The sequence below is a fragment of the Streptomyces sp. NPDC050658 genome (genome assembly GCF_044457025.1).
Classification (GTDB): domain Bacteria; phylum Actinomycetota; class Actinomycetes; order Streptomycetales; family Streptomycetaceae; genus Streptomyces.
In genome coordinates this window covers 442,671-469,056 of record NZ_JBITGM010000003.1, presented here as the reverse complement: position 1 = coordinate 469,056, position 26,386 = coordinate 442,671, and the positions used below count along the sequence as shown (strand labels likewise).

Below are 26,386 nucleotides of genomic sequence, written 5' to 3'. Positions count from 1 at the left end.
GGGTCAGCCTTGCGCCTGGGCGTACGTCACGAAGTGCGTCCAGGCTGTGGGCTCCAGGGTGAGTTGGGGTCCAGCCGGGTCTTTGGAGTCGCGTACGTGGATGGTTGTGGGGGAGGGGGCGACTTCTACGCAGTCGCCGTCGCCTCCGCTGCTGTAGCTGCTCTTGAACCAGGCCAGTTCGGGGGTGCTCATGCTGCTCCTCGCATCCGCTCCAGCAGGCTCACCGAGTTCTCGAACGAGAGAGCCTGTGCGCGCATCCTGGCATACCGCATCTGGAGGACACTGATCTCTTTGGGGGCGGAGATGAGTTGGCCACTCCGCTGTCCCTCGGAGTAGCCGAACCACTGGTTCTCCGACGTCTCCAGCAACTGGACAGGGCCGTCCAGCCCCGCATGGCTGGCCCGCACCACCGGCATGACCTGCACCTCGATGTTCCGCCGCTCGGCGAGGCCGAGAACATGGTCGATGAGTTCCATGGTGACGTCATGCCCGCCCATGCCGCGCAGGAACAGGTGTTCCTCAAGGATGAAGCTGTACGCGGTGTTCGGCCGCTCCGTGAGCAGCAGTTGGCGCTGAACGCGGGCGGCCAACTGTGCCTCGATCTGCTCGTCGCCAAGCGGCGGAAGCTGATTGACGAAGAGCGTCCGCGCGTAGGCCTTGGTCTGCAACAGACCGGGGATCAACCGGCATTCGTACGTAGAGAGGGTGATCGCCTCCTGTTCGAGGGCCGCCCACCGCCGAAACCACGAAGCCAATCCCCGCTGCCGCGAGATCTGATTCACCGCCAGCCGCAACGTGCCGAACGCGTCCAGTGCCGCCTCGCACTGGTCGATGAACCGGGTCGGAGGGAAACGGCGCCCCTGCTCGATCGAGGCGAGGAAGTGGGTCGAGTAGCCGATCTCCGGGGCCAGGGACTCCTGGGTGTAGCCGGCGCGCTTGCGGAAGCTCTTCAGGACGGCCCCGAAGGTCTTGAGTCCATCGGTCGGTTCGGGCTCGGTGCTGCCCGGTGTACTTGACGACATCACGGGTATCCCCTGACGCTCGCTTACCATTCCCCGCCAACTCGCCCATGGTCACGATCAGTTACCCGCACTGTCTACCTTTCGTACTCGTACAATTACGCAGCGTACGAGTTTTGCGTCTGGTCGCCCCGTCGGCGTACGGCCACGGTTGGGCCATGCCGACCCAAGCCCAACCCGCACCCCCCGTAAGGCAATTCGCCCAGCGCCTGAGCGCCACACCCCGAGGCGCACGCCTCGCAAGACGGCTGGCCAGGTATCACCTGGACGGCTGGGGCATCATGTACGACAGCGAACTCAACGCCACCGCCGAGGCCATCGTCGCCGAGCTGGCGGCGAACGCCGTGACGCACGGTCGCGTACCCGGCAGGGACTTCGAGCTGCGGCTCACCCTCCACCCGCACACGCTCCGTATCGAGATCTCGGACACGCTGACCGAGCGCAGACCTCCGCAGGAGCTTGAACTCCCGTATCCGGAGGGGGAGTCAGGTCGAGGCCTGGTGATCGTCGCGGCACTGGCCAAGGAGTGGGGCGTGGTCGGGCGGAACGTCGGAAAAACGGTGTGGGCCGAGGTCACGCCTCCGGGGTGCTGAGGTGAACGCCTGGATCTGCACAGGCACATGCAACCACCCGGAGTGGGGCTGCTTCGGTGCCATCGCCCGGCAGGGACAGAGGCTCGGAGTGTGCGGGGCGCAGGGGCGGTGGTTTCAGGTCGGCCGGTGGCGTTGATGGACGCCGGGGGAGGCGCTTTGCGCGCCGGGGCGGCGTCTCTTCGACGGCCCGGCGGTGCATCGTCACCGGGGCCGCCCGGTTCTGCGGAGTGTGGCGGTTCCGGCGTGCCTGTAAAGGGCGCTCCCTTCGGTCGCGTCGGCTTCGCCGATTCCGCTTGCGCTCCACCCTTGACAGGCCCACCTCCACCGCGGTGACCCTTTTTGACCGGGCGGCCCAGGGGGTGGGGCTCACGGGGAGGTCCGGTAGGGCATCCGGTCGTCGTGCCGGGTGCGGACTGGTTCGGTGCGGGCGCCGCCAGTTGGGAGGAGCGGGGGTGCGCGGCCGGTCCGGAGATGGCTCCCGGCTTCGTCAAGCGTCTGCCGACCGGATTCTTTCGGGGCGGACGTCACACGGAGAGGGTGCCGCCCGACAGTGCGGCTCCGCTCCGGTGGCAGTGGCGGGTGTCGTGCCGTCTATCGACCGGCCCATTCGGTGCTCGGTAGGGGCGGCGGCTTGGGGTGGCCCGGTGCCTTCGATGGTTGCCGGGGCCGCCCGGCTTCTGCGGAGTGTGGCGGTTCCGGCGTGCCTGTAAAGGGCGCTCCCTTCGGTCGCGTCGGCTTCGCCGATTCCGCTTGCGCTCCACCCTTGACAGGCCCGCCTCCACCGCAGAGACCCTTTTGACCGGGCGGCCAGGGGAGGGGACTCACGGGAGGGACCGGCAGGCGGTTCGGTCTTCATGCCGGGTGCGGACTGGTTCGGTGCAGCTCGCCCACTGGGTGAAGTCGGGGCCCGACAGGCCGGCTCCGCTCCGGTGCCTGGGCCGGTCGTCGTGCCGTCTGCGGACTAGTCCGTTGCAGGTACCGCTAGTTGGGAGCGGTGGGGGTGTGCGTCCGGTCCGGGGGTGGGCCCCGGCTTCGTCAAGTGTCTCCTTCTGCCGACTGGATCTTCCAAAAGGGCGGCTGGAGAGGCTTGTTGGCAGGAAAATCCCACGACACGCCGCTGTCAGGGGTCATTCCGTGGGACTTTCTCGGATTCCGCCCTCAACGAGCCGTCCTGGCGCCCGAGATGACCGGTATGTTGTGGTTTTGGGAGGGCTGCGAGATCTCGCGAGTCACACGTGCCACGGCCGCCTCCCCTTCCTCGCAGCGTGCCTGCCCGGCTCCCGCCACCCGCTGCCGGGCCTTCGCCCCGTGCCGCCCGGCACCCGGATCGGTCGCTGCTGGTCCGCCCGGGCTGAAGGGACGGCCGCTGGCCAATCCTCGCCCCGGCGGCCCCGCCCGCCCGAGAATCCTGCGCCTACGCCGTGCGCCGCCCTTGCGGTCTCCGTGAGAAGAACCCGTCCGCACACGGCACCACGACCCGGAACCGCCGCCCAAGCTTCCCCGCCCGCCCGGAAGACCCGGTGGGCAGCCGCTTTTGAAGCCGGGACTCATCCCCGGACCGGCCGCACTCCCGCTGCTCCCATCTGGCGGCGCCTGCACCGAACCAGTCCGCAGACGGCACGACGACCGGTTCTGGCACCGGGGCGGACCCGGCCTGTCGGGCCGCGCCTTCTCCGAGTGGGCGAGCTGCACCGAACCAGTCCGCAGACGGTACGACGACCCGGCACCGCCACCGGGGCGGAGCCGGCCTGGCGGGTCCCGCCCTTCTGTGTGACCGAGACTGAAACGAACCAGTCCGCAGACGGCATGAAGACCGGGCACACGATGGGTCCTCCCCGTGAGTCCCCTCCCCTGGCCGCCCGGTCAAAAGGGTCTCTGCGGTGGAGGTGGGCCTGTCAAGGGTGGAGCGTAAGCGGAATCGGCGAAGCCGACGCGTAGCGCAGCGGAGCGCCCTTTACAGGGGCGCCGGAACCGCCATACTCCGGAGCACCGGGCGGCACCGGCCACCATCAGCGACACCGGGTCACCCCAAGCAGCCGCCCCCACCGAGCATTACCCGGTGACCGAGCCCCGAAAGAAGCAGTCCGCAGACGGCAAGACGACCGTCACCACCACCGGAGCGGACCCGGTTTGTCGTGCGGCGCCCTCTCCCAGCTAGCGGTGCCTTGCGCCAACTAGTCCCCAGACGGCATGAAAGCCGAACCGCCTACCGGCCCCTCCCCGTTAGCCCCCGGCCCCGGCCCCGGTCGCGATCGAAGGCGCCGGGTCACTCGAAGCAGCCGTTCCTGCGCCCGCGCTGGTGGGCGTTCGCCCCTGCCAGGGACGGCAGTTCACGTTCAGTGGGGGCGGGTGGGCGGGGAGGCGCCGGGGGCGGCTGAGTGCCAGGGATGGCAGCGCCGGGGCGGTGTGTAGAGCGGCGGCCTACGGGGGTGCGGGGGATCCGGAGGCCCAGGGCGGGTGGGGCGCTGTGGGTGGTTGAGGTAGCCCCTCGTCCCTCACCTCTCGTCCCTCGCTTTCGGTGGCCGTCAACTCGCAGTCTCTGCCCCGGTCTCGACGTCCCCTCCCGGCGAGTTCAGAATGCTGGCGTGGGGGACGAGGGTGGGCAGCGGCAGGTGGATGCGGTTGCGTTTCGGGTTCGGGTCGTGGAAGTTGCTCGGCTGCTTGGGATCCAGGATGACTGGGAAGGGGCGGACCAAGCAGGGGCGCGGCGGCTTGCCGGGCAGGTGCGGAGGCCGTTGCGGGAGAGTGCGGGGCTGGGTGAGGAGTTCTTCGGTCCCCTCCTCGCAGCCGCCGTTTACGATCCCGACCCCAGCTTCTGTGGCTGGTTCATCTCCCCGGCGCTCTACTCCTTCGGGCGCCGTCGCGTGCGGGCCGCGCTCGACGAGTACGAGAGGTCTGGGAACGACGCCGAGCGCGCCGGCGCCCGGCGCGCCCGGTACTGGTCGGACATGCCTCTGGACCCGGACTCACCGGCGTACGCACCGGACGGGATCCGCGACCCCGCCCTGGACTCCGACCCATAGGGGAAGGGGAGGGGAGGGGGGAGGGGAGGGGGGAGGCTGCCCGGTCGGGCCATCGGGTTCGTTTAGTGGATCGGGTGTGATGTTCTGCCCGATGCCTCGTCGATCTCGTCGTGGGCCTTTGTCAGCAACTGCATCGCCAGTTCGTTCAGGGCGCGGGCTCCCGCTATCTCCTCGCCCACCCTTGCCTGCCTCGTGTCCGAGGGGTGGCGGCTGGCGTATCCGTGGGCCCGGCATTCCTTGCCGTCCGGGAGTCGTAGCAGCGCTGCCGCGCGCGTGCGGTGGTCGTCCTCCTCGAATTCCAGCTCGACGTGCCAGCCCACCGTGGTCTCCATCATCACAATCACCTCCGGAGCTGCTCATTCCAGAGTGCGCCCGACCGCCCGCGGCGGTCCAGCGGGCGGCCGGGCGGTATGGGGGAGGGGGGAGGGGGGAGACACGGGGGTGGTGTAGGGGCCGTCACTGGCTGTGGGCGCCCCTACACCCTGTCCCCGCTACCTCAGACGCCCGCCAGCCCCGCGAGTACCCCGAAGCCGAGCGGCAGCAGGAAGGCGATGCGGCCGTACTCGGGCCGTGCCCGCTCGCCCCGGCGCAGGAACGCCGCGAAGCCCGCCGTGACGATGCCGAAGGTCGCCGCGTACAGCACGACGTCCGTGCTGGAGACGTAGTCCCAGCCGTCGGACAGCAGCGCCGTCAGCGTCATCGTGCCGCCGAACAGCGCGGCTGCGGCCAGTGCGTCACCGCCGGTGAAGACCAGCGGTGAGGTGCCGCCGTGCCGTTCCTTGCGCCAGATCTGGAAGACCAGGACGGCCACCAGGACGACCTCGGCGGCCACGGCGACCATGAACGATGCCTTGAATACGGTCTCCATGGGTCACCTCCTCCTCTCGTGTCGCCAGTCGCCTCAGCCGCAGGCGGTGGCGACGGTGGAGATGCCGGTGACCTCGCCGAAGATGGCGATGAGCAGCTTGATGCGCTCCTCCTTGTTACCGGCCTGCACGATCAGCTTCGCACCCTTGAGCACGCCGCCGAACTTGGTGGCCTTCGTGACGAGCAGCGCGTTGCCCGCGATGAACGCGCCGATCGCGCCCACGCACTTGGTCACCTTCCACGCGGTGTCCCAGCCGCTGCGCAGCTGGACGCCCTGCGGCTCCAGCTTGGCCAGGGCCGCCGACTGGGCCGCCGTGTCGCCCGGGTACATCGCCTCGACGAGCTGCTGCGTCGACGGGTTCTGCGGAAGCGCCCCCAGTCGCTCCTCCAGGCCCTCCTCGACGATCTGCGGAGCGCCCGAGTCCTCGGTGACGGCCACCAGTGCTCCCGCGGCGGCCTCCCGCTCGGCGGCACGGGCGTTGGCCGCCTCGGTGGCGGAGGCGATGGGTCCGGCGGCGGCGAGGGCGAGGGCAGCGGTGACGGACACCGCGGCGGTGCGCAGGACGGTTCTCGATATGGACATGTGTGTTCCCCTTTTTGTTCATCGCGTCGCGATGAGCCCACGCCGGATGGATCCGCCCTGGTCAGGGGCAGTGAGGCGGCGGGCTTGGGAGGGATACTGGTGCCCAACGCTCAAGGGCGACAAGACTTTTGAGGATCTTCAGAGCATTACCGTCCGGTTGCCTGCAAGGGGTCACGCAATTCCCGCGAGTCGCAGCAGCGCGGTCGTCGCCGCCGCGCCGATCACGACGACCGCGAACGGAGCCTTGCGCCAGGCGAGTACGCCGCCGACGAGTACGCCGAGGGGGCGGGCCCAGCCCGCGGCCCCGTGCCCCTCGGTGAGGGCGCCGGTCGCGAGCAGCGCGACCAGCAGGACGGTCGCTCCGACGGTCAGCAACTCCTGTATCCGGGGCGGGAGTTCGACCCTGCCGTGCAGCAGCGGGCCCGCCAGGCGGAAGACGTACGTTCCGGCTGCGAGGGCGAGGACGCAGGCCAGTTGGGCGTTCATGCGGCGCTCCTCGGGGTGCGGGTGCGGGTGCGGGTCCGGGTCTTGGTTCGGATGCGGGTGCGGGTGCGAGTCCCGGCGCCGGTGGGGCCGCCCAGTCCCCGGCGCGCAGCCAGCAGGCCCAGCAGGGCCAGCAGTACCGGTACGCCGGCGGGCAGCAGGGGCGTGGCGGCCACGGCGATCACCGCGCCGGCGCCGGCGGCCCTGCGTGTCATGCTGTCGGCCCGCAGCGCGGGCAGCACCAGCGCGAGGAGCACCGCCGGGAACGCGGCGTCCAGCCCGAAGCGGGCCGTGTCGCCGATCGCGGAACCGGCGAGCGCGCCGCCGAGGACGCTGACGTTCCATACGGCGAACAGGCCGACCCCGGATATCCAGAACGCGGCCTTGCGGCGCTTCTGGTCGGGCTGGGCGAGTACGAAGGCGGCGGTCTCGTCGGTGATGAGGTGCGCGCCGAGGAGCCTCGCGGTCCAGGACTTCCCGAGGCTGTCGGCCACGGCCAGACTGAAGGCCGCCGTACGGGAGTTGAGCAGCAGGCCGGTCGCCGCGGCCGCCACCGGGCCGCCGCCCGCCGCGAGGATGCCGACCGCGCTGAACTGGGCGGAGCCGGCGTACACGAGCAGGGACATCAGGACCGGCACCCAGACGGGAAGCCCGCCCGCGACGGCGATCGCGCCGAAGGAGACGCCGACGACGGCATCGGCGAGCCAGACGAGGGCGATGTCGCGCAGGACGCCTCGGGGCAGGTGGGAGAGCCGGATGAAACCGCCGTCCGTTCGTTCTGGCGGGCTGTCTGTTCGGTGTGGCGAACGCATACGTCGTAGGATGGGCGGAGTGGGAAGCGTTCGTCAAGCCGAACGATCTGTTCCCTGTGGTGAACGTTTCAGGGGCTCAGGGGCTCAGGGGCTCAGGGGCTCAGGGGCTCAGGGGCTCAAGGGCGCAGGGGCTCGGAGGCACCGTGATGGATGAAGGAGCGGTACGGCATGACTGACGGCAAGGGCGGCACCGCCGCCGCCCGATCCGGCCTGCCCCGCGAGTGGGTCGCCGCCGCACTGCGCCGCGAGCGGACGAAGGCGGGCCTCTCCCTCTCCGAGCTGGCCAAGCGCGCCGGCATCGCGAAGTCGACGCTGTCCCAGCTGGAGGCGGCCACGGGTAACCCCGGCATCGAGACGCTCTGGGCTCTCGCCGTGGCCCTGGGTGTCCCCTTCAGTGTCCTCGTGGAGTCACCCGCGCCGGAAGTGACGGTGATCCGCGCCGGGCAGGGCCCGACGATGCACGCCGAGCGCGCCTCGTACGCGGGCACGCTGCTCTCGCCGGGCCCGGCGGGCGTACGGCGCGACATCTACCACGGCGCGATGGAGCCGGGCTCCGCGCGGGAATCCGACGCGCACATCCCCGGCTCGGTGGAGCACCTGGTCGTCAGCACGGGGCGGCTCCTGGCGGGCCCGCGAGAAGAGACGGTGGAGCTGGCCGCGGGGGACTACATGTCGTACCGAGGGGACGTCCCCCACCTCTACGAGGCGCTGGAGCCGGGGACGACGTTCGTGCTGATCATGCAGCACGTGTAACGCGTCCGCGGGCGACCAGCCCCCCCCGCAGAGCCGCGGAAGAAGAGTCGGCCTAACTCCCCTTCCGAGGCCTGGGCGCCAGCAACTGCTCCCGCAGGGCCGTCAGTTGATGGGAAGTGTCGACCGCCCGAGCCTCGTCCAGTGTGGCCAGCGCCAGCAGCAACGCGTCCGCCACGACAAGAGCGGTCAGCGCCTCCGTGGTGATGCCGGTCGGCGTGTGCGGCGCCGTCAGCACCGCGTCCACCCGCGCCCCGTACCGCTCCGCCAGCTCATCCGTCACCAGCACGACCCGCGCCCCCACCGCCCGCGCCCGCTCGATCAGCACCGTCAGTTCCGTCAGCGCGCGCCCCGGCTGGAAGATCACCACCGCGTCGCCCTGCCGTACGGCGAGCAGCTGGTCGGCGAGGGTGAAGCCGGTGTCGCCGAAGTAGCGTGCCCGGCGGCCGATCCTGCCCAGGGCCAACGCCAGGTGCCGCGCGGCGAGTTCGGACGCCGCGACGCCGTAGCAGTGGATCTCTGGGGCCGCCGCGAGGAAGCCCACCGCGTCCCGCAGCGCCTCGCCCGGCGTCAGCCGCCGCGCGTGCTCGATGCGTTCCTGCGCCTCGTCGAAGACCTCGCCCCAGATGTCGTCCAGGTTCCGGCCCACGTGCTCGATGCGCTTGCGCAGGCGTACCTCCGGCGCCACCGTCGAGGTGAAGTCCGTCGTCAGCTCGCGCTTGAGCGCGGGCAGGCCCGCGTAACCGAGCCGCTGCAGCGCCCGCACCACCGTCGCGTTGCTGGTGCCGCTCGCCGCCCCCAGCTCCTGCGCGCTCGCGAAGAGCACCGACTCGGCGGGGGCGCTTGCCAGGTACTGCGCGACGGCCCGCTCGGACGCCGAGAGGTTCTCCCACTGGTCGCGCACGGCAGCCCGCAGTCGCGCGAGCCCGGCACCATCGGCCGCCTCGGCCCCGGCTCCGGTCCCAGCCTCGGCCCCGGCCCCACCCTCAGTCCCGCCCTCTGAAATTTCCATTACAGCTATTGACTCTCGTGTGATGGACGTTACTCTCCTGGGCAACGCATTCCAAAAGGAGAGCTACTCGTAACGAACGTTACAACAGCTCCCCGCCGCGAGGAGAACAATGGCACTGCCCCTCATCGAGATATCCGGCACCCCGGTCGAACGCGGTCGGCAGTACGGCGAAGCCGTCCGCCCCCGACTGCACGCCGCCCTCGCCTATTACGAGGCCGCGTTCGGCCAGTCGTCCGGCCTCACCTGGACCCAGGTCACCACCCGCGCCGCCCGCTGGCTCGGGCCGGTCCGCGACTACGCCCCGCACCTCGTCGAGGAGATGCGCGGCATCGCCGACGGCGCCGGCGTCGGACTCACCGACGTCCTCGCGCTCAATGCCCGAGGCGAGGTCATCTACGACCGTTCGTTCGCGGACATGGAGGCCAAGGAGCCCACGGACGAGGAACTCGGCGACGAGGAGCCGGCCGAAGGCTGCACCTCCTTCGCCGCGTACGGGGACGCCAGCGGGGACGGCCGCGTCTGGGCGGGCCAGAACTGGGACTGGCGCGCCGGCGTCGCCGACACCGTCGTCATGCTGCGCGTCGTCCAGCCCCCGCACCCGACCCTGATCATGCAGGTCGAGGCGGGCCAGATCGGCCGCCAGGGCGCCAACTCGGCGGGCATCGCCCTCAACGCGAACGGCCTCGGCGGACGGTTCAGCGACGCCATCGGGCTGCCCCAGACCGTCGTACGCCGCAGTGTCCTCGACCAGCACAGCATCACCGACGCCCTGGACGTGCTCTGCCGCACCCGCGCCCACATCGCGTCCAACGCCCTGCTGACCTGCCGCGAGGGCTTCGCCGTCGACCTGGAGACGACACCCGCGGGGCACGGCTGGATGTACCCGACGGACGGGCTCCTCGTGCACGGCAACCACTACCAGGCGGGCGTCCCGGCCGCGATCGCCGCCAACTACCGCCCCATGTCGTCGGATTCGCTCGTCCGTGTGCCCCGCGCCGAGCAGGGGCTGAGGGCGCTGCGCGGCTCCACCGGCCCGGACGAGTCCCGGAAGCTGATCAAGCAGGCCATGTCCGACCACCTCGGCCACCCCGAGTCGCTCTGCACCCACCCCGACCCGCGCAAGCCCGGGATCAAGCACTGGACCACGCTCGTCTCCTCCTGCGTGGACCTGACCGGCGGCGACTACCACGTCACCGCTGGCACCCCCTGCGACCGCGACTACCAGCACATGCCCTGGAACCTCTACGACGGCCCGTACGGAGACAACGGACAGAGCCGAGAGACCGGAGACAGCAGATGACGACGGCCCGGACCCTCAGCCGCCCCCTGGTCGCGGCCCTCGCCGCCACCACCCTCCTCACCGTCGCCGGATGCAGCGGCGCCGACACCTCCGCCTCCGGCGGCGCACCCGCCGACGCCGCCAAGCTGAAGCTGACCGCGACCACCCCGGACGCCAAGGGGCAGCTGAACAAGGCCAATTGGCTGCTTGAGGACGAGCCGGACTCGCTCGACCTCGACACCCAGGGAACAAGCGCGGGCCGCGTCGTCCTCACCAACGTCTGCGAGCGGCTCTACCAGCTCCAGCCCGACATGACGACGAAGCCCTTCCTCGCCGAGAAGGCCGAGGCACCCGACGACAAGACCCTGGTCCTCTCCGTCCGGGACGGCGTCACCTTCCACGACGGATCGAAGCTCACCGCCGACGACGTGCTCTGGTCCCTGAAGCGGCACGCGGACCCGGACATGGAGCAGGCCGACGAGTTCGGCAACGTCAAGTCCATGAAGAAGACCGGCGACCGCGAGATCACCGTCCGCTTCAAGTCCCCCGACGCGCTCTTCACCAAGGCGCTCGCCGGAGACGCGGGCATCGTCTGGGACAAGGAGCAGGTGACCGCGGCCGGAAAGGACTTCGGCACGCCGGGACAGGGCGACGCCTGCAGCGGCCCCTACACCCTCAAGGGCTGGAAGTCCGGCGACTCCATCACCATCGAGGCGTACGACAAGTACTGGGGCGAGCAGCCGCTGACCCGGCAGGTCGTCTTCCGCTGGGCCGCCGACAGCGCCCTGGTCAACGCCCTGAAGACGGGCGCAGCCGACGGAACGTACGCGGAATCCCCCAACACCGCGTCCGCCCTCCGCGCGGCCAAGGGCCTCGACCAGCACTACGGCCCCTCCACCGCGTCCCTCGTCCTCATCCCGACCGCACGCGGCGGCCTGAAGGACCCGCAGATCCGCCGGGCGCTCTCCCTCGCGCTCGACCGGTCGGGCATCGCCAAGTCCGGCTACGGCGGCCTCGTCCAGCCGTGGGCCACCCCGGTCGGCTCCGGAGCGTGGGGGTACGAGAAGGCCGAATTCGCCGCAGCACAGGAGGAGTTGGCGGCAACCGCGCCCGCGACCCCCTCCGCCGCCGACCTGGCGAAGGCCAAGGAGCTGGTCAAGGAGGCGGGCGCCCCGGGCGACCCCATCGTCATCGGCACCGACAGCAGCCAGGGCCGCACCGTCGTCGCCAACGCCGTCCGCTCCGCGCTCCAGCGCGTCGGTCTCAAGGGGCAGATCAAGACCGTCCCGACCGCCCAGTTCGAGGAGTTCTACAGCGATCCGGCCGCCCGCGCCGACATCGACGTACTCGTCGGCGACTGGTACATCTCCAAGGCCGACCCCATGGGCTTCTACGACAACGGCCTCTCCGACTCCTCCAACAACTGGGTCGGCTTCAAGGACGCCGCGTACGACAAGAAGGTGCGCGAGGCGCTCAGCACGCTGGACGACACGAAGCGGGCGGCGCTCGCGATCGACGTACAGAAGCGCTTCGTGGACGCGGGCGTCTGGATCCCCGTCGCCCAGGTGCCCACCGCCCTCGTCATCGACGACAGGCTGACGGGACCGCCCGCCTCGCAGGCCTACCTCTACTACCCGTGGGCGGCCCGACTGGGCGCGAAGAAGGGCTAGGTGAGCCGCACCATGCTTGTGTCCCGACTCCTGCGGCGCCTCGCGGGCCTGCTCGCCACACTCTTCGCCGCCTCGTTCGTCATCTTCGCCGCCGTGTACGCGGCACCGGGCGACCCCGCGGTGTTCCTGGCGGGCGGCCGCGACAAGCTCACCCCGGAGCGGCTCGCGCAGGTCCGCTCGCAGTACCACCTGGACGAGCCGCTGGTCGTCCAGTACGGCCGCTGGCTGTGGGACTGCGTCCACTTCGACCTGGGCCGCTCCTTCAAGTACAGCGACGAGGTCGCCGACCTGATCACGTCGCGCTTCCCGACCACCCTCCAACTGGTCCTGTACGCCACGGTTTTGTTCGTGGTGCTCGGTGTCGGCGCGGGCATCCTCGCGGCGGTCAAGCGCTCCACGTGGGTCGACTCGGCGGTGGTGGGCGGCACGACGCTCGCCGCCTCGGTCCCGTCGTTCGTGGCCGCGATCGCGCTCGTCTCGCTCTTCGGCGTACAGCTGGGCTGGTTCCCGGTGACGGGATCGGGCGAGGGATTCACCGGCACGCTCCACCATCTGACCCTGCCCGCCCTGTCGTTGGCGCTCGGGGCGCTCGCCATCATCAGCCGGGTCACCCGGCAGGCGATGGCGGACGCGGCGGCGTCCGACCATGTCGAGGCGGCGCGGGCATCGGGCGTACCCGAGCGCGACATCATCCGCCGGCACGTCCTGCGCAACGCGCTCGGCCCGATCATCACCATGTGCGGCCTCGTCATGGCCGGAATGCTGGCGGGCACGGTCGTGGTCGAGACGGCCTTCGGCATCAGCGGCATCGGCTCGCTGCTCGTGGGCGCGATCAATACGCACGACTTCCCGGTGGCGCAGGCGGTCCTGCTGCTCATGGTCACCGGCTACATCGTGGTGACGACGCTGGTGGACGTGGTCCACCCGCTGCTCGACCCGCGCGTCAAGGAGGCGAGGGCCTGATGGCTGCCGCAGTGGGGCTCACGCCCTTGGTCGTACGCCGAAGGCGCCCCGTCGGCGTGATGGTGGCCGCCGGGCTGCTCGGCCTCGTCGTCCTGGCGGCGGTGTTCGCACCGCTCCTCGCCCCCTACGCGCCGGACGCCATCGACCTCTCCGCATCCCTGGTCGGCACCTCCGGGGACCACCTCCTCGGCACGGACTCCTCGGGCCAGGACCTGCTGTCCCGCGCGCTGTACGGGGCCCGCACCAGCCTGATCGCCCCGATCCTGCTCCTGGCGGTGGCGGCGGTCCTCGGCGTCACCCTCGGGGTGCTCGCGGCGTGGCGCGGCGGCTGGGTGGACGCGCTCGTCTCCCGTCTGACGGACGTCATGTACGCGTTCCCCGGCCTGCTGTTCACGGTCCTGATCATCGCGGTGTTCGGCGCGGGCATGACGACGTCGGTCCTGGCCCTGGGCCTCGCCTTCACCCCGACCATCGCCAAGTACGTACGCTCGCTCGCCCTCTCGGAGGCCCGCAAGCCGTACGTCGACGCCTACCGGGTGCAGGGCATGGGCGGCGCCCGGATCTGCGTGGCGCACCTGGTCCCGAACCTGGGCCGGGCGATCCTCGGCTACCTGGTCGTCCTCTTCGGCGAGGCGCTGATGTCCCTGGCGACCCTCTCCTACCTCGGCTTCGGGGCCCAACCCCCGTCCTCCGACTGGGGCCTGATGGTGCAGGAGGGCCAGGCCGCGGTGGTCCAGGGCGCGCTCCTGCCGGCCCTCGTCCCCGGCACGGCCATCGCGCTGGTCGTCGTGTCCTTCAACGTGGTCGGGGTCTGGGCCGCCGACCGGCTAGGGAGGCAGTGAGATGACGCTGCTTGAGATCGAAGACCTGACCCTGCGCGTCCCGGGCGCCGCCCGCCCGCTGCTCGACTCGGTGTCGCTCACCGTCGAGCCCGGCGAAGTCGTGGGCCTGGTGGGCGAGTCGGGCTCGGGCAAGTCGACCACGGCGAAGGCGGCGGTGGGGCTGCTGCCTCCGGGCGCGGTCACATCGGGTTCCGTGCACGTGAACGGCACGGATGTCCTCGCCCTCACCGGCGAGGCCCTGCGCGGCCACCGGGCGCGCACGGTCGCGATGGTCCACCAGGACCCGCGGGCCGCGCTGAACCCGGTCCGCAGGATCGGCGACTTCCTCGTCGAGAGGGGCGCCTCGCGCGAGCGCGCGGTGGAACTCCTGGCCACGGTGGGCCTGTCGGAGCCGTCCCGCCGGGTACGCCAGCGCCCGCACGAACTCTCCGGCGGAATGCTGCAACGCGTCGTGATCGCGGGTGCGCTGGCGGCGGAACCGAGCCTGCTCCTCGCCGACGAGGCGACGAGCGCGCTGGACGTCACGACCCAGGCGGAGATCCTGGCCCTGCTGCGGGACTTGCGGGCCAGCCGCGACCTGGGCCTGCTCTTCATCACGCATGACCTGCACCTGGCGGCGGCCTACTGCGACAGGGTGTACGTCATGTACGCGGGGCAGGTCGTCGAACAGCGCGCCGCCGAGGCCCTGTTCAGCACCCCGTCCCACCCGTATACGCGGGGCCTGCTGTCGTGCTCCCCGACCCTGGGCGAGACGACGCGCACCCTGACCCCCATCCCGGGCCGCCCCCCGTCCCTCTCGGACACGTTCGACGGCTGCCCGTTCGTGTCGCGGTGCGGGGACGCGGAGGAGGGGTGCGAGACGTGGCGGCCGGAGCAGATCCGGCTCCCGGAGGGCGGAACGGCCGCCTGCGCCGTGACTACGACCGAGGTGAACGCCTGATGCCCGCGGAACTGCTGGAAGTGTCCGGCCTCAGCAAGTGCTACCCCCTGCCGGGCGGCGGCAGCCACCAGGCGGCGGAGAACGTGACGTTCACGGTGCCGGCCGGAGGCTCCATCGGCATCGTCGGGGAATCCGGCTCGGGCAAGACGACCGTGGCCCGCATGCTGGTGGGCCTGGTCCGCCAGGACACCGGCACGGTGAAGGTGGAAGGACGGCTCCGGGACCCCCGCACCCCGCGCCGCAGGGAGGCCCGTCTCTCCAGGGCGAGGGAGATCCAGATGGTCTTCCAGGACCCGTACCTCTCCCTGGACCCCCGGCTGACCTCCGCCCAGTGCCTCCGTACGGCACTGACCCTGCACGGCAGGGACGAGACGCAGGCGTCCGCCCTCCTCGACCAGGTGGGCCTGGGCACGAGGGAGGCCGCCGCCCGCCCCCGCGAACTCTCCGGCGGCCAGCGTCAGCGCCTGGCGATCGCGCGGGCGCTGGCGGTGGACCCGAGGGTCCTGGTCCTCGACGAGGCGGTGGCGGCACTGGACGTGTCGATCCAGGCCCAGATCCTCCAGCTGCTCGCGGAGATCCGTCGGGACACGGGCGTGGCGCTGGTCTTCGTCAGCCATGACCTGGCGGTGGTCCAGCACATCACGGACGAGGTGGTGGTGATGTGCAGGGGCAGGGCCGTCGAACAGGGCCCGACCCCGCAGGTCCTCACCTCACCGGAGGCTCCGTACACCCGCCGCCTCCTGGCGTCGGTGCCCAGGGAGGGCTGGAACCCGAAGGACGTGTTGTCGGGCCCCGAAGGGGCGCGGGGGACTGCGCGAGCAAGCACAACGCACCCGCAGAAGGAAACGCACTCCCACCGCTAAAGGCGCCCCGCCAGAAAAAGGCAGGGGCCCCGCCTACATCGCTCGCGCGATGAGGCAGGGCCCCTTGGGTACTGCTATCCATGTCCGGATCAAGTCACCGGAACTGTCACACGCCCCATTCACATGGGGCGCCCCATTACATGGGGGTGACGTTCTCCGCCTGCGGACCCTTCGGGCCCTGCGTGACGTCGAAGCTCACGGCCTGGTTCTCCTCAAGGGAGCGGAAGCCGTTCGCGTTGATCGCGGAGTAGTGGACGAAGACGTCGGGGCCTCCGCCTTCCTGGGCGATGAATCCAAAGCCCTTTTCGGCGTTGAACCACTTCACGGTTCCGGTAGCCATAAGCCCTCCTTGGGCCAAAGGGTTGCCCTGCTCCAGAACCTGCGATTGTTGAAACAACTGCATAAGTCTGAAAACGACGAGAGCCCGCGGGTCACATGCTCCGCAGGCTCTGTACTGCAAGGGAAACCAAACTGCAACTTGCGGCGAGCTTAGCACGCAGGCAGCCGAAAGCAATAGGGGGCAAGATCACGTCACCCGGAGGTTTGACGGACCCCCCAGAGGGGTTGACGGACCGGGTCCGAAGGGGTTGACAAGGGCGCGTTCGGGCCCCGCTTCCTGCACCGTACAGCAAGGGGGCTAGCCTCCCCGATGTGGACAATTCTCCCGTTGACACCCTCGCGGGGGCGGGCGCCGATCAGCTGCCCAGCCCCCGCCGCACGCCCCGGCCGCGCGTCGGCCACATCCAGTTCCTGAACTGCATGCCCCTGTACTGGGGGCTCGCGCGGACCGGAACGCTCCTCGACTTCGAGCTGACGAAGGACACCCCGGAAAAGCTCAGCGAGCAGCTGGTGCGGGGCGATCTGGACATCGCGCCCGTCACCCTCGTCGAGTTCCTGCGGAACGCCGACGACCTGGTCGCCTTCCCCGATCTCGCGGTCGGCTGCGACGGCCCCGTGATGTCCTGCGTGATCGTCTCGCAGGTGCCGCTCGACCAGCTGGACGGCGCCCGCGTCGCGCTCGGCTCGACCTCGCGCACGTCCGTGCGCCTGGCGCAGCTGCTGCTGGCCGAGCGCTACGGCGTACGCCCCGACTACTACACGTGTCCGCCCGACCTCGGCCTGATGATGCAGGAGGCGGACGCCGCCGTGCTCATCGGGGACGCGGCGCTGCGGGCGAACCTGATCGACGGGCCGCGGCTCGGTCTGGACGTGTACGACCTCGGTCAGATGTGGAAGGACTGGACGGGGCTGCCGTTCGTCTTCGCGGTCTGGGCGGCCCGGAAGGACTACGCGGCGCGCGAGCCGGCCGTGGTGCGCGAGGTGCACAAGGCGTTCCTGGCCTCGCGGGATCTCTCCCTGGAGGAGGTCGGCAAGGTCGCCGAGCAGGCGGCGCGCTGGGAGGCCTTCGACGCGGCGGTCCTGGAGCAGTACTTCACGACGCTGGACTTCCGGTTCGGCGGCGACCAGTTGAAGGGCGTGGCGGAGTTCGCGCGCCGGGTCGGGGAGACGACGGGCTTCCCGGCGGACGTCCAGGTGGAGCTGCTGGCTCCCCAATAGAGGGGGGGCGGCAGGCGCGCTCCCGCCCGCGGGCCGGACGCGGACTACCCTGAGCCGCAGACAATGTCCGCGGCCCGGTGGCCGCGTGCGTGCGGTGCGTCTGGGGGAGGCTTTCGTCATGCACCCGCTCGATCCCGACGAGCCGACCGTCATCGGGCCCTACCGGCTGCTGGGCCGCCTCGGCTCGGGCGGTATGGGCCGGGTCTATCTGGGGCGCAGTTCGGGCGGCCGTACGGTCGCGGTGAAGGTCGTCCATCCGCACTTCGCGCTCGACGAGGAGTTCCGCGCGCGCTTCCGGCGTGAGGTGGAGGCGGCGCGGCGGGTGGGCGGCGACTGGACGGCGCCGGTCCTGGACGCCGATCCGGAGGCGGCCGTTCCGTGGGTGGCCACGGGGTATGCGGCCGGGCCTTCGCTGGCGGATGCGGTACGCGACCTCTCTCCGCTGCCCGCCCACTCCGTACGCGTGCTGGTGGCGGGCCTGGCCGAGGCGCTGACGCACGTACACGGCCTCGGTCTTGTCCACCGCGACGTGAAGCCGTCGAACGTCCTGCTCACGATGGACGGACCGCGTCTGATCGACTTCGGCATCGCGCGGGCGACGGACGGCACGGCGTCCCTCACCTCGACCGGCGTCTCGATCGGCTCGCCCGGCTATATGTCGCCGGAGCAGATCCTGGGCAAGGGCGTCACGGGCGCGGCGGACGTGTTCTCCCTGGGAGCCGTCCTTGTGTACGCCGCGACGGGCGCCGCCCCTTTCCCGGGCGACTCATCGGCGTCCCTCCTCTACAAGGTCGTACACGAGGAACCGGAACTGGGCGGCCTTGACGGCGACTTGCTCGCGGTCGCCCGTGAGTGCCTGTCCAAGGAGCCGGGTTCGCGCCCCGCTCCCGCGGAGATCGCGCGGCGCCTCGCGCCCTCGGGTGCGGACGGGCTGGTGGCGGCGGGCTGGCTGCCGGGGCCGCTGGTGGAGCGGGTCAGCAGGAGTGCGGTGCGGCTGCTCGACCTGGACACGGACGGGGCGGGGGTGCCGGAGCAGAAGTCGGGGCCTGTGCCGTTCGAGAGTTCGGTGGCGGTGGGGGCGGCCGGCGGGGTCTTCGGGCCGCCGGATCCTTCGTACGCGGTTCTTCCGGAGCCGCCGAGCGTGGCACCGCAGCAGCAGCCGCCGTCCGCACCGCAGCCGCCCGCGCCGAAGCCGGGCAGGGTGACGGTGTCCGTGGCGGCGACGTCGGACCCCGGCGGCCCCGGCGGGGGTGGCCGCAAGGTGAGTTGCACGCTGGTCCTGGGCGTGGCGGCGGCGCTGGCCGCGGTGACGATCGGCTCGGTCTTCGTCTTCGACCTGCTTCCGGGCGGCGACGGAGGGGCGAGCAGCGACGCGGGAAGCCAGCAGCCGCCGGCCGCCACGGAGAGCGCGGCGCCGGGCAAGGGGGCCGTCCCGAAGGCGTACATCGGTACGTGGGAGGGGCAGGCGGTGGCGGCCAACGGGGCGGTGCCGATGGGGACGTTCCGGCTGGACGTCGAGCAGGCGAAGGTGGGCAAGCGGTTTGCCGTCATGACGCAGACGGATCAGCTGGGCGGGATCTGCAAGGTGGATCTGGTGCTGAAGTCGGCGTCCGCGAAGGAGGTCGTGGCCACGGGCAAGGGGCAGGCGTCCAGTGCGGCGCAGTGCACCAAGAACTCCCATACGGTGCGGCTCCGCCCGGCGGGCGATGACCTGCGTTACCTCTCGGAGAACGAGAAGTCCGGTAACCCGGAGGCTCGGATGTCCCGGGTCGACTAGCCCCTCGGCCCCGTGGAATCGCTCACCGGCGCTGAGGGCTGTGCCCACCCGTTCCGCCCTGCGGAACGGGTGGGCACAGCGGAGGCGAGGGCGTGTGGGCCGCCCCCGCATCGCCTCACATCGGCGTCGTCACCGTCACCGGCTCCCCGCTGCCGACGTACAGCAGACCCTTGCCCGGGGCGATGGGTCCGCCCACCATGCTTCGGGTCGTGCGGATGCCGATCAGTTCGCCGCTGGAGGAGTCCTGGGGGGACAGGAGGATTCCCCTGCGGCCCTTCTTCGCCTCGACCTGCCAGCCGGAGAAGCCGCCGCAGACCTCCTCCTCGTCGCCGCCGATGACCAGGCCGAGGCCCCGCTCGCTGCCCCGCTGCACGAGTCGCTTGAACTCGCGTTCCGCGTCGCAGTCCTCCAGGACCTCGCCGTCGTCGACGATCCAGATGATCGGGTCCTCCGGGGTCGCCGACTCCACGACCTCCTTGAAGTCGTCGCTCTCGATGTCGTCGTCCGTGAAGACCTTCAACACGCCTTCCTGGCCGTCCAGTTCGCGCAGGGGCGAGGGGCGCGGGGCCGCGATGACCAGTCGTACGCCCTGAGTCAGGTACGAGCGGGCGATGTTCATCAGGGTCGTACTGCGGCCCGACTTGGCGGGGCCGGCCACGACGAACGTGGGAACGCCCTGCGCGAGGTCGGGACCGAAGCCCATGATGTCGTCGCCGCCGATGCCCACGAGCGCCCACAGCTTGGAGCGGGACGCCTCGGGGTCCCGCATCTCCCAGGCGTCGGCGAAGCCGATCCGGCTCGGGAGGCTGTCGACACGGAACGGCTTGCGGGAACGCGGGACATCCGCGTCGCGGGCCGCCGCCGCCTCGCCGATCGCGGTGAGCGCCGCCGCCTGGCCCTGGCCCGTCGCGTCCTCGGCGAGCAGCGCGAACTGCGTCTCCGTGCCGTGCTCGTTCTTGAAGCCGCGGCCCGGCGGAATCTCCTCCGGCACCTTGCGCGCGTTCATGCCGAGCAGCGAGAAGTCGGAGCGGTCGGCGAGCCGCAGACCGTACTTGTCCTCGGTGAGCGAGGCCATGCGGCCGATGAGGACCTGCCGGTCACCGGCGATGATCAGGTGGATGCCGACGCTGGCGCCCTCGCGCATCATCGCCTGGAGCTCGTCCGTCAGCTCTCCGTGGTCGTACTCGCCGAGGGTCGGCAGCCAGCCCTCCCACCGGTCGAGGAGGACGACGATGTGCGCGAGCCGCTCCTCCTCCGGGACCGCCGCCCGCTGCTCGCCGATGTCGGCGAAGCCCTTGTCGGCCAACAGGTCCTGGCGGCGCGTCACTTCACCCTTGAGGCGGGTGATGAGCCGCACCGCGCGCTCGGTCTGGTTACGGGCGACGACCGCACCGCAGTGCGGAAGCCGGGCCAGCGCGTTGAGTGCGCCGTTGCCGCAGTCGATGCCGTAGAGGTGCACGTCGGCGGACGAGTGCGTGCGGGCGATGGAGCCCGCGATCGTCCGCAGGATCTGCGAGCGACCGCTGCGCGGGGCGCCGCCGATGAGCAGATGCCCGAACGACGCGAAGTCCACCGCGACCGCGCGGCGCGCCTGGTCGGAGGGGATGTCCTCCAGGCCGAACGGCGCGGGTGCGAGCGCGCCCGGCTTGTCGCCTGCCGCCGGCACCGGGATCTCGTCCAGTTGCAGCGTCTCGGAGAGCGCCGGCAGCCACGGGCTGTGCTGGGCGGGGATGCCCATCGTGGTGTTGGCGTCGCGCACGGCGTCGACGAGGACCTTGAGGTCGGTGATCTCCTCCTCCTGCCGCGCCTCGGCCTTGGGCTTGACCAGCGCGGCACGGCCCAGGTCCTCCCAGCCGAGCGAGCCCGCCCAGGGCGCGAGCAGCGCCGGGTCGGTGGCGCCGGGCCTGCGGCCACCGACACGCCCCGACTGGAAGGGGACGAGGGAGGCGTGACCGAGGCGTACGTAGGCGCGTCCGGGGGTGCTCTTGGCGATGTGTCCTGCCGCCGGGTCGTCGATGACGTCGGCGGACTCGGCCCCGTCCGTCACACGCAGCGCGATACGGAGGTTGGTGTTGGCGCGGATCTCGGGGGAGACGACACCGGAGGGACGCTGCGTGGCGAGCAGCAGGTGGATGCCGAGCGAACGGCCTCGCTGGGCGATGTTGACCAGGCCCGTCACGAAGTCGGGCAGGTCGCGCACCATGGAGGCGAACTCGTCGATGACGATGAGGAGTCGGGGCACGGGCGCGTGCGAGGGATCGCGGCGCACCAGGTCCTGGTAGTCCTCGATGTCCTTGGCGTCGGCGGCGGCGAGGATGTGCTCGCGGCGCTTCAGCTCGGCGCCGAGGGACTCCAGGGCGCGCTCGACGAGGTGTGCGTCGAGGTCGGTGACCATGCCGACGGTGTGCGGCAGCTTCACACAGTCCTTGAAGGCGGAGCCACCCTTGTAGTCGACGAGCACGAACGTCATGTTCTCGGGGGTGTTGGCCACCGCGAGGGCCGCCACGATCGTCTGCAGCAGCTCCGACTTACCGGAACCGGTGGTACCGGCGATCAGGCCGTGCGGCCCGTCGCGCCGCATGTCGATGCCGAAGGGACCGTCGTACGACTCACCGATGACGGCCATCGTCGACTGACCGCCCAGCTGCCAGCGGGCGGTGATCGCGTCGGCCGTCGGCGGCTCCAGCTGGAGCACGTCGAGCAGCCGGCTCGCGCCCGGCAGCGCGGAGTCCTCGGTCTCGCCGCTGATGTCCCGCAGCGGGGAGAGCGCGCGGGAGAGCCGTCCGCACCAGGCGGGGGAGACGAAGTCGGGGCGTACGTCGCGGATGCGGGCGGCGTCGGTCTTCTCGACGCGCAGCCGCAGTTCGAGGGGCTTCTCGGCGTTCTGGTCGGCGTCGTCGGCCGCGTTGGTGTGCCAGGCCTGGAAGGAGGGGAAGCCGCCGGGGGCGTCCGGGGCGGGGTTCTCGCCGCTCGCCGGCGTCGAAGCGGTCCGGCCCGGCAGGGCGATCTCCTCGGGCTTGGGCTCGGCGATCACGATGGCCTGGCACTCGCCGGGCAGGAACCGCTCCTCGTCGTCGAGGCAGAGCGCGTACATGGAGACGGCGGGGCCCTCGCGCAGCAGCTTCACCACGCCGGGCATGGACCGCAGCCGTCGCGAACCGTCCCACACCACGACGATGTCGGGGTCGCCGAACGAGGTCGCGCCGCCGCGGTTGTTCTCCTTGGCCGCCTTCTGGCGGGCGGCGAGGATCTGGGTCAGCTCACCGATGCGGGAGCCGACGGTCTCGGCGTCGGTGCCGATCAGTACGTTCACGTCCTGGGAGCCGGACGGCCGCGCGTGCGGCAGCCAGCGCGTCCAGTCCCAGGTGGTCCGCGCGGAGTTCTCCGTCAGTACGTAGAACTGGACGTCCAGCGGGCTGTGCAGCACCGCGGACTGCGCGACGGCCCAGCGGCCGAGCGCCTGCGCGGAGTCGCCGGGTCCCGCCATGCCGATCACGCCGAGGTCGCGCAGCGAGAGGGCGACGGGCGCGTCCTCGATCTTCCAGGTGACCTCGCGCTTGTGGTCGTCCTGCTCGGGGTCGTCGAGGACGACCTCGGAGTCGAGCCGTCCGGTGCCGACGCGGATCAGCAGATGGTCCGAGTCGGTGCGCCGCCGCTCCCACAGCCGGGTACGCGGTCCGGTGCTGAGGGAGAGGATGCCGGCGGGGCTGAGGATGGCCTGCCGTTTGTCCAGCCGTTCGGCGACGAGGGCTTCCTGCGCGTCCTTCTCGATCCGCTCCTTGTGTTCGTTGTACTCCTTGACCTGCTTGGCATGGGATTTGCGCCCATGCTTCTTGTCCATGAAGTAGTTTCCGAAAAGGATGAGCGGGCTCAGCAGCGCCATGATCAGGTAGTACCAGCGCTGGAAGATCATCACTGATACGAGAGCACCGACGAGCGGTGTGAGCGCCATCAGCCAGGGCAGTGGGCGCGCCTCGAAATCACGTACCGGACTGGGCAGCCGGAATTTCGTCTGGCGCTCGGGCGGGCGCAGTCGCGGCGGGCGGTTGTAGTCGAGTCCCGCGCCGTCCTCGGACCATTTGAGCGCGGCGTTCGGCGGGGCATAACGGTCGAGTTCGAGAAGGGTGTTGCCGACGGCGATCTGCGCGCCGAGCGGCCATTCCCCCTTGTCCCGTTTCTTGCCTTCGGCGTCCGGCTTGTTGCTCTTGTCGCGCTTCTTTTTCTTCTTCTCCGAGCCGTCGCCCGTCTCGCTCTGCTGCTCGCTCTTTATGTCCTCGTCGGCCTCGCCGAAGTTCTTGCCGTCGAGGGTCACGCCGTCTATGTCCCCATGTACGGCGACTTGGCAGGTTCCATCGGTTGCAACTGACAACGTGAGGGCTCGGGCGGGCAGTTCCGGGTCGTCGATGCGGATGTACGAGGCGGGGCCGCTGCCGATGTCGTAGCGCCCGATCCCGAGCCGGTGCACGGCGCCGGCCGCGGGTCCGCCCGCGATGCGCAGTTCGACCAGGCCGGTGGGTTCGCCGGGCAGGCAGCCCGCGGGGTCGTGCAGGCTGACGACGGCGCCCTCGCGCAGTGCGGAGGTGCCGATGGTCGCGGAGGCGTCGATGGGGTAGCCGTCCACGAAGACGACCGGTGCCCCGCCCTGGCCGCCGCCGGGCTGGAGTTGATGGCCGCCGATCGGGATGATCTGGGCGTCACCGCCGCCGTACCCGACCTGTTCGGCCAGCTCCTTGGCGATGTCCCCGACGGAGGACTCAGGATCGGCGTCGAGCACGACGTCGGCGTTGGCGCCGCCGAGCGGATCGACGACGGTCAGAGTCAGGCGCACGATCGTCCTCCCGTTAAGCCCCTTTTGACCGCTTGTGGAAGTGGTCACAGGGCTGGTCCACAGTGCCTGTGACGATAGCCGCTCCACCCTTACCGCAGGCAACGGGCCGTCCACGAGCTCATAGCAGAGCTGTGACTCAACCGGGCTGTGCTCACTTCTGCCCCACCCGTAAGCTGCTGACCCAAGAGCGGAAGATCGCACGAGCAACGGGGCGACCTCGCACGCGGGGGCGTACGGGCTTGCGCGGGCCCGCACTGGTGGAGCCAAGGGGGATGGCCCTGCGGCGAGTTGGATTGGATGTGAAGCCACATGGCCAAAGACGCCGATATCACTTATGAGGAGATGCGGACCGCGGCGGGCAAGCTGAACGACGCCAAGGACAAGATCGACGAGAAGCTCGACGCCCTCGAGCGCTACGTCGAGAACCTGGTGAAGAACGGCTACACGACTCGCAAGGGTTCGCAGGCCTTCGAGGACTCCTTCAAGGAGTTCAAGAAGGGCGCCAAGGACACCATCGAGGGCCTCACGGGCATGGGCAAGTTCCTGACCAGCGCCGCGAAGGCGTACGAGGACCTGGACGACGACCTCGCCAAGGGCGTCAAGGGCAAGTAGTCACGCCCTCGGGCTCCTTTCCGCGGGGGCTTTTGAGTACGTGAACCCATCGGTGCGGCGGTCCGCCCCTCTCGGCGGCCGCCGCACCGGTCGTATGCCGGTAGTGAATGTGTGAATTGCGTGAATGCATGGGGGCGCTGTGGGTGGCGATGGCGGCCGTACCAAGCTGGACCTTGACGTGATCAAGGGCATGGGTACGGGACTCAACAACGTGAAGAAGGCCTTCGACGGCCTGGAGGATCTCGGCGGCAAGTACGAGGACGACTTCGGAAACGACGACCTGGCCGACAAATTCGGTGATTTCGCGGACAACTGGAAGCTGAGCCGCAAGCGCCTGACGGACGAGGTCGACTCGCTCGCGCAGATCGCCAAGGCCGCCGCGGAGGCGTACGAGGACATCGACCACCAGCTGGCGGAGGCGATCCGCGGTGCGCAGGACGACTCCAAGCCGAAGAAGAAGGGCTGACCCCACCCATGGCCGGACGCCCACGCGATTGGTCCCCCGTCGCGGACAACGACCCCATCCCCGGTGACCCGGACCGGATCGCGAACCTCGGGAAGACCCTGCGCAAGACCGCCGACGAGCTAGAGCGGCAGATCAAGAACATCAAGGCCGTCTCCGAGGTGGAGGCCTGGGAGAGCAAGGCGGGCAAGGAGTTCAAGGAGAAGGCGCAGGGCAACGTCAAGAAGCTGGAGGCCGCCTTCAAGCGGTACGACGCCGCGGCGGACGCCCTGGGCAAGGAGGTCACCGAGGTCGGTGGCCGCTTCGAGGACCTGCTGCACGCGAAGCCGAAGAACTACGCCTCCGACCTGAACCGGGCCCAGGAGATGGCGGCCCTCGCGCTCAAGGACGCGCAGGACGCGGAGGGGCGCAAGAGCGCCAACCAGAAGAGCCTGGACGCCCTTTCGGACAAGGGCGGCAAGGACAAGGACAGCAAGGAATCGAAGGAAGAAAAGAAGAAGCTGGAGGAGGCACGGGACGGCGCGGGTGACGAGATCGAGGCGGCCCGCGCGAAGATCGGGCAGGCCCAGAAGGTCCGTGACGACGCGGCCAAGCGCGCGCGGGACGCGATCGAGGACGTCATCGCGGACGATTCCCTGAAGGACGGCTTCTGGGAAACGCTCGTGGACGACATCAAGGGCATCACCGAGATGATCTCCACGGTCTGCGGAATTCTCTCGTTGGTGGTCGGCTGGATCCCGGTGATCGGCCAGGCATTGGCGGGCGTACTCGGCGCGATCGCGATGATAGCGACGCTGATCACCACCATCTGCACGATCATCCAGGTGTTCCAGGGCAATGCGGACTGGATGGACGTGGGCCTGGCGGCGGTCGGCTTCCTCCTGATGGGTGTGGGCAAGGCCTTCTCGAAGGTGGCGGGCAAGTTCGCGAAGTCGGCGCTCAAGAGAATGGGCAAGGCCGGAGCCGCGCGCACCACGAAGCAGGTGACCCGGGCCAACAAGAACCTGCGCAAGCTCTCCGGCCAGAAGTTCAAGCTGCAGAAGGGCGAGGGCTGGAAGTCCCTCAAGGAGCCGTTCACCGAGCCGTTCTCGAAGGCTGCCTGGGGCAAGAACCTCAAGACCCTCAAGCCGGGCGAGGGAAACTGGGCGGCCGCGAGGAACGAGCTGGCCGAGCGGGGCGGCGGAAGCGCCTTCAAGGGCATTCCGAAGTCGTTCTCCATGGCGGACCCCGGTGTCGCGTCCGACCTGAAGGGGATCAAGGCGGGAATGTCGGGACTCGGCGGCCGATTCGACATGAATGCCGTGAGCCAGGTCTCCGCGACGGCGACGCGTCTGGGGGTCACCGGAGCGGGCATTACGCTGGCCGGCCTCGGCCTGGACGGTAACCTCAACCCGCTCGTGGCCTGAGCCCCCACCGAACAAGTCACCTCGCGGCCTGAGCCCCCACCGAA

General features: G+C 70.4%; 24 protein-coding genes. 14 read left to right on the top strand and 10 right to left on the bottom strand.

The window, feature by feature from the left end; genetic code table 11:
- Positions 1 to 3 precede the first annotated feature (3 nt).
- Both ACIBKX_RS13715 and ACIBKX_RS13710 read right to left on the bottom strand, forming a co-directional pair.
- Entirely contained in the window at positions 4 to 192 is a 189-nt protein-coding gene (locus tag ACIBKX_RS13715) for a DUF397 domain-containing protein (protein ID WP_363275827.1), read from the bottom strand.
- Positions 189 to 1,022, bottom strand: coding sequence for a helix-turn-helix transcriptional regulator (locus ACIBKX_RS13710; RefSeq protein WP_363275828.1), 834 nt, complete (start codon positions 1,020 to 1,022; stop codon positions 189 to 191). The genes ACIBKX_RS13715 and ACIBKX_RS13710 overlap by 4 nt, the downstream gene beginning before the upstream one ends.
- A 47-nt stretch (positions 1,023 to 1,069) precedes the next feature.
- Between ACIBKX_RS13710 and ACIBKX_RS13705 the strand changes: the two genes are divergently transcribed.
- Together ACIBKX_RS13705 and ACIBKX_RS13700 are read left to right on the top strand one after the other, a co-directional pair.
- Entirely contained in the window at positions 1,070 to 1,612 is a 543-nt protein-coding gene (locus tag ACIBKX_RS13705; protein WP_399375751.1) for an ATP-binding protein, read from the top strand.
- A 2,735-nt stretch (positions 1,613 to 4,347) separates the two neighbouring features.
- On the top strand, positions 4,348 to 4,635 hold the full coding sequence (locus tag ACIBKX_RS13700; protein ID WP_363276797.1) for a hypothetical protein: 288 nt from the start codon (positions 4,348 to 4,350) through the stop codon (positions 4,633 to 4,635).
- Between the two features lie 62 nt (positions 4,636 to 4,697).
- Here the strand turns inward: ACIBKX_RS13700 and ACIBKX_RS13695 are convergent, their stop codons facing one another.
- The 5 genes from ACIBKX_RS13695 to ACIBKX_RS13675 form a co-directional block, all read right to left on the bottom strand.
- Positions 4,698 to 4,970 (bottom strand): DUF1876 domain-containing protein, encoded by a 273-nt coding sequence (locus tag ACIBKX_RS13695; protein ID WP_363276798.1) that lies wholly within the window; start codon positions 4,968 to 4,970, stop codon positions 4,698 to 4,700.
- Between the two features lie 161 nt (positions 4,971 to 5,131).
- On the bottom strand, positions 5,132 to 5,503 hold the full coding sequence (locus ACIBKX_RS13690) for a hypothetical protein (protein ID WP_363276799.1): 372 nt from the start codon (positions 5,501 to 5,503) through the stop codon (positions 5,132 to 5,134).
- A 33-nt stretch (positions 5,504 to 5,536) separates the two neighbouring features.
- Positions 5,537 to 6,085: a hypothetical protein gene (locus tag ACIBKX_RS13685; RefSeq protein WP_363276800.1), complete on the bottom strand. Its 549-nt coding sequence runs from the start codon at positions 6,083 to 6,085 to the stop codon at positions 5,537 to 5,539.
- Between the two features lie 171 nt (positions 6,086 to 6,256).
- Positions 6,257 to 6,571, bottom strand: a complete 315-nt coding sequence (locus ACIBKX_RS13680) for an AzlD domain-containing protein (RefSeq protein ID WP_363276801.1) — start codon at positions 6,569 to 6,571, stop codon at positions 6,257 to 6,259.
- Positions 6,568 to 7,380, bottom strand: a complete 813-nt coding sequence (locus ACIBKX_RS13675) for an AzlC family ABC transporter permease (RefSeq protein ID WP_363276802.1) — start codon at positions 7,378 to 7,380, stop codon at positions 6,568 to 6,570. Before ACIBKX_RS13675 ends, ACIBKX_RS13680 begins: the two co-directional genes overlap by 4 nt.
- A gap of 168 nt (positions 7,381 to 7,548) precedes the next feature.
- Here ACIBKX_RS13675 and ACIBKX_RS13670 point away from each other — a divergent pair, with 168 nt between their 5' ends.
- The gene (locus ACIBKX_RS13670; RefSeq protein WP_363276803.1) at positions 7,549 to 8,133 is read left to right on the top strand and encodes an XRE family transcriptional regulator; all 585 of its coding nucleotides are present in this window, start codon (positions 7,549 to 7,551) and stop codon (positions 8,131 to 8,133) included.
- A gap of 52 nt (positions 8,134 to 8,185) precedes the next feature.
- Here the strand turns inward: ACIBKX_RS13670 and ACIBKX_RS13665 are convergent, their stop codons facing one another.
- A complete protein-coding gene (locus ACIBKX_RS13665; protein ID WP_363276804.1) occupies positions 8,186 to 9,142 on the bottom strand; it encodes a MurR/RpiR family transcriptional regulator in 957 nt (318 codons plus the stop codon).
- Between the two features lie 109 nt (positions 9,143 to 9,251).
- Between ACIBKX_RS13665 and ACIBKX_RS13660 the strand changes: the two genes are divergently transcribed.
- From ACIBKX_RS13660 to ACIBKX_RS13635, 6 genes are read left to right on the top strand one after another with little or no spacing between them, the layout of a single operon-like run.
- Positions 9,252 to 10,442 (top strand): C45 family peptidase, encoded by a 1,191-nt coding sequence (locus ACIBKX_RS13660; RefSeq protein ID WP_363276805.1) that lies wholly within the window; start codon positions 9,252 to 9,254, stop codon positions 10,440 to 10,442.
- Positions 10,439 to 12,091, top strand: coding sequence for an ABC transporter substrate-binding protein (locus ACIBKX_RS13655; RefSeq protein ID WP_363276806.1), 1,653 nt, complete (start codon positions 10,439 to 10,441; stop codon positions 12,089 to 12,091). Before ACIBKX_RS13660 ends, ACIBKX_RS13655 begins: the two co-directional genes overlap by 4 nt.
- A 12-nt stretch (positions 12,092 to 12,103) precedes the next feature.
- Positions 12,104 to 13,054, top strand: a complete 951-nt coding sequence (locus tag ACIBKX_RS13650; protein WP_363276851.1) for an ABC transporter permease — start codon at positions 12,104 to 12,106, stop codon at positions 13,052 to 13,054.
- A 59-nt stretch (positions 13,055 to 13,113) separates the two neighbouring features.
- Positions 13,114 to 13,896 (top strand): ABC transporter permease, encoded by a 783-nt coding sequence (locus tag ACIBKX_RS13645; RefSeq protein ID WP_399375788.1) that lies wholly within the window; start codon positions 13,114 to 13,116, stop codon positions 13,894 to 13,896.
- Position 13,897: 1 nt separating this feature from the next.
- Entirely contained in the window at positions 13,898 to 14,836 is a 939-nt protein-coding gene (locus ACIBKX_RS13640; protein WP_363276808.1) for an ABC transporter ATP-binding protein, read from the top strand.
- The gene (locus ACIBKX_RS13635) at positions 14,836 to 15,699 is read left to right on the top strand and encodes an ABC transporter ATP-binding protein (RefSeq protein ID WP_363276809.1); all 864 of its coding nucleotides are present in this window, start codon (positions 14,836 to 14,838) and stop codon (positions 15,697 to 15,699) included. Before ACIBKX_RS13640 ends, ACIBKX_RS13635 begins: the two co-directional genes overlap by 1 nt.
- A 136-nt stretch (positions 15,700 to 15,835) precedes the next feature.
- Here ACIBKX_RS13635 and ACIBKX_RS13630 read toward each other — a convergent pair whose 3' ends face one another.
- On the bottom strand, positions 15,836 to 16,039 hold the full coding sequence (locus ACIBKX_RS13630) for a cold-shock protein (RefSeq protein WP_006138897.1): 204 nt from the start codon (positions 16,037 to 16,039) through the stop codon (positions 15,836 to 15,838).
- A 359-nt stretch (positions 16,040 to 16,398) separates the two neighbouring features.
- Here ACIBKX_RS13630 and ACIBKX_RS13625 point away from each other — a divergent pair, with 359 nt between their 5' ends.
- Positions 16,399 to 17,256, top strand: a complete 858-nt coding sequence (locus ACIBKX_RS13625) for a menaquinone biosynthetic enzyme MqnA/MqnD family protein (RefSeq protein ID WP_399375787.1) — start codon at positions 16,399 to 16,401, stop codon at positions 17,254 to 17,256.
- Positions 17,257 to 17,374: 118 nt separating this feature from the next.
- Positions 17,375 to 19,033, top strand: coding sequence for a serine/threonine-protein kinase (locus ACIBKX_RS13620; RefSeq protein ID WP_363276810.1), 1,659 nt, complete (start codon positions 17,375 to 17,377; stop codon positions 19,031 to 19,033).
- 115 nt (positions 19,034 to 19,148) lie between these two features.
- Here ACIBKX_RS13620 and ACIBKX_RS13615 read toward each other — a convergent pair whose 3' ends face one another.
- Entirely contained in the window at positions 19,149 to 23,861 is a 4,713-nt protein-coding gene (locus ACIBKX_RS13615) for an FtsK/SpoIIIE domain-containing protein (RefSeq protein WP_363276811.1), read from the bottom strand.
- Between the two features lie 309 nt (positions 23,862 to 24,170).
- Here ACIBKX_RS13615 and ACIBKX_RS13610 point away from each other — a divergent pair, with 309 nt between their 5' ends.
- From ACIBKX_RS13610 to ACIBKX_RS13600, 3 genes are all read left to right on the top strand, one after another.
- A complete protein-coding gene (locus tag ACIBKX_RS13610) occupies positions 24,171 to 24,473 on the top strand; it encodes a WXG100 family type VII secretion target (protein WP_190085684.1) in 303 nt (100 codons plus the stop codon).
- 139 nt (positions 24,474 to 24,612) lie between these two features.
- Positions 24,613 to 24,939, top strand: a complete 327-nt coding sequence (locus tag ACIBKX_RS13605; protein ID WP_363276812.1) for a hypothetical protein — start codon at positions 24,613 to 24,615, stop codon at positions 24,937 to 24,939.
- An 8-nt stretch (positions 24,940 to 24,947) separates the two neighbouring features.
- Entirely contained in the window at positions 24,948 to 26,342 is a 1,395-nt protein-coding gene (locus tag ACIBKX_RS13600; protein ID WP_363276813.1) for a hypothetical protein, read from the top strand.
- Positions 26,343 to 26,386 lie beyond the last annotated feature (44 nt).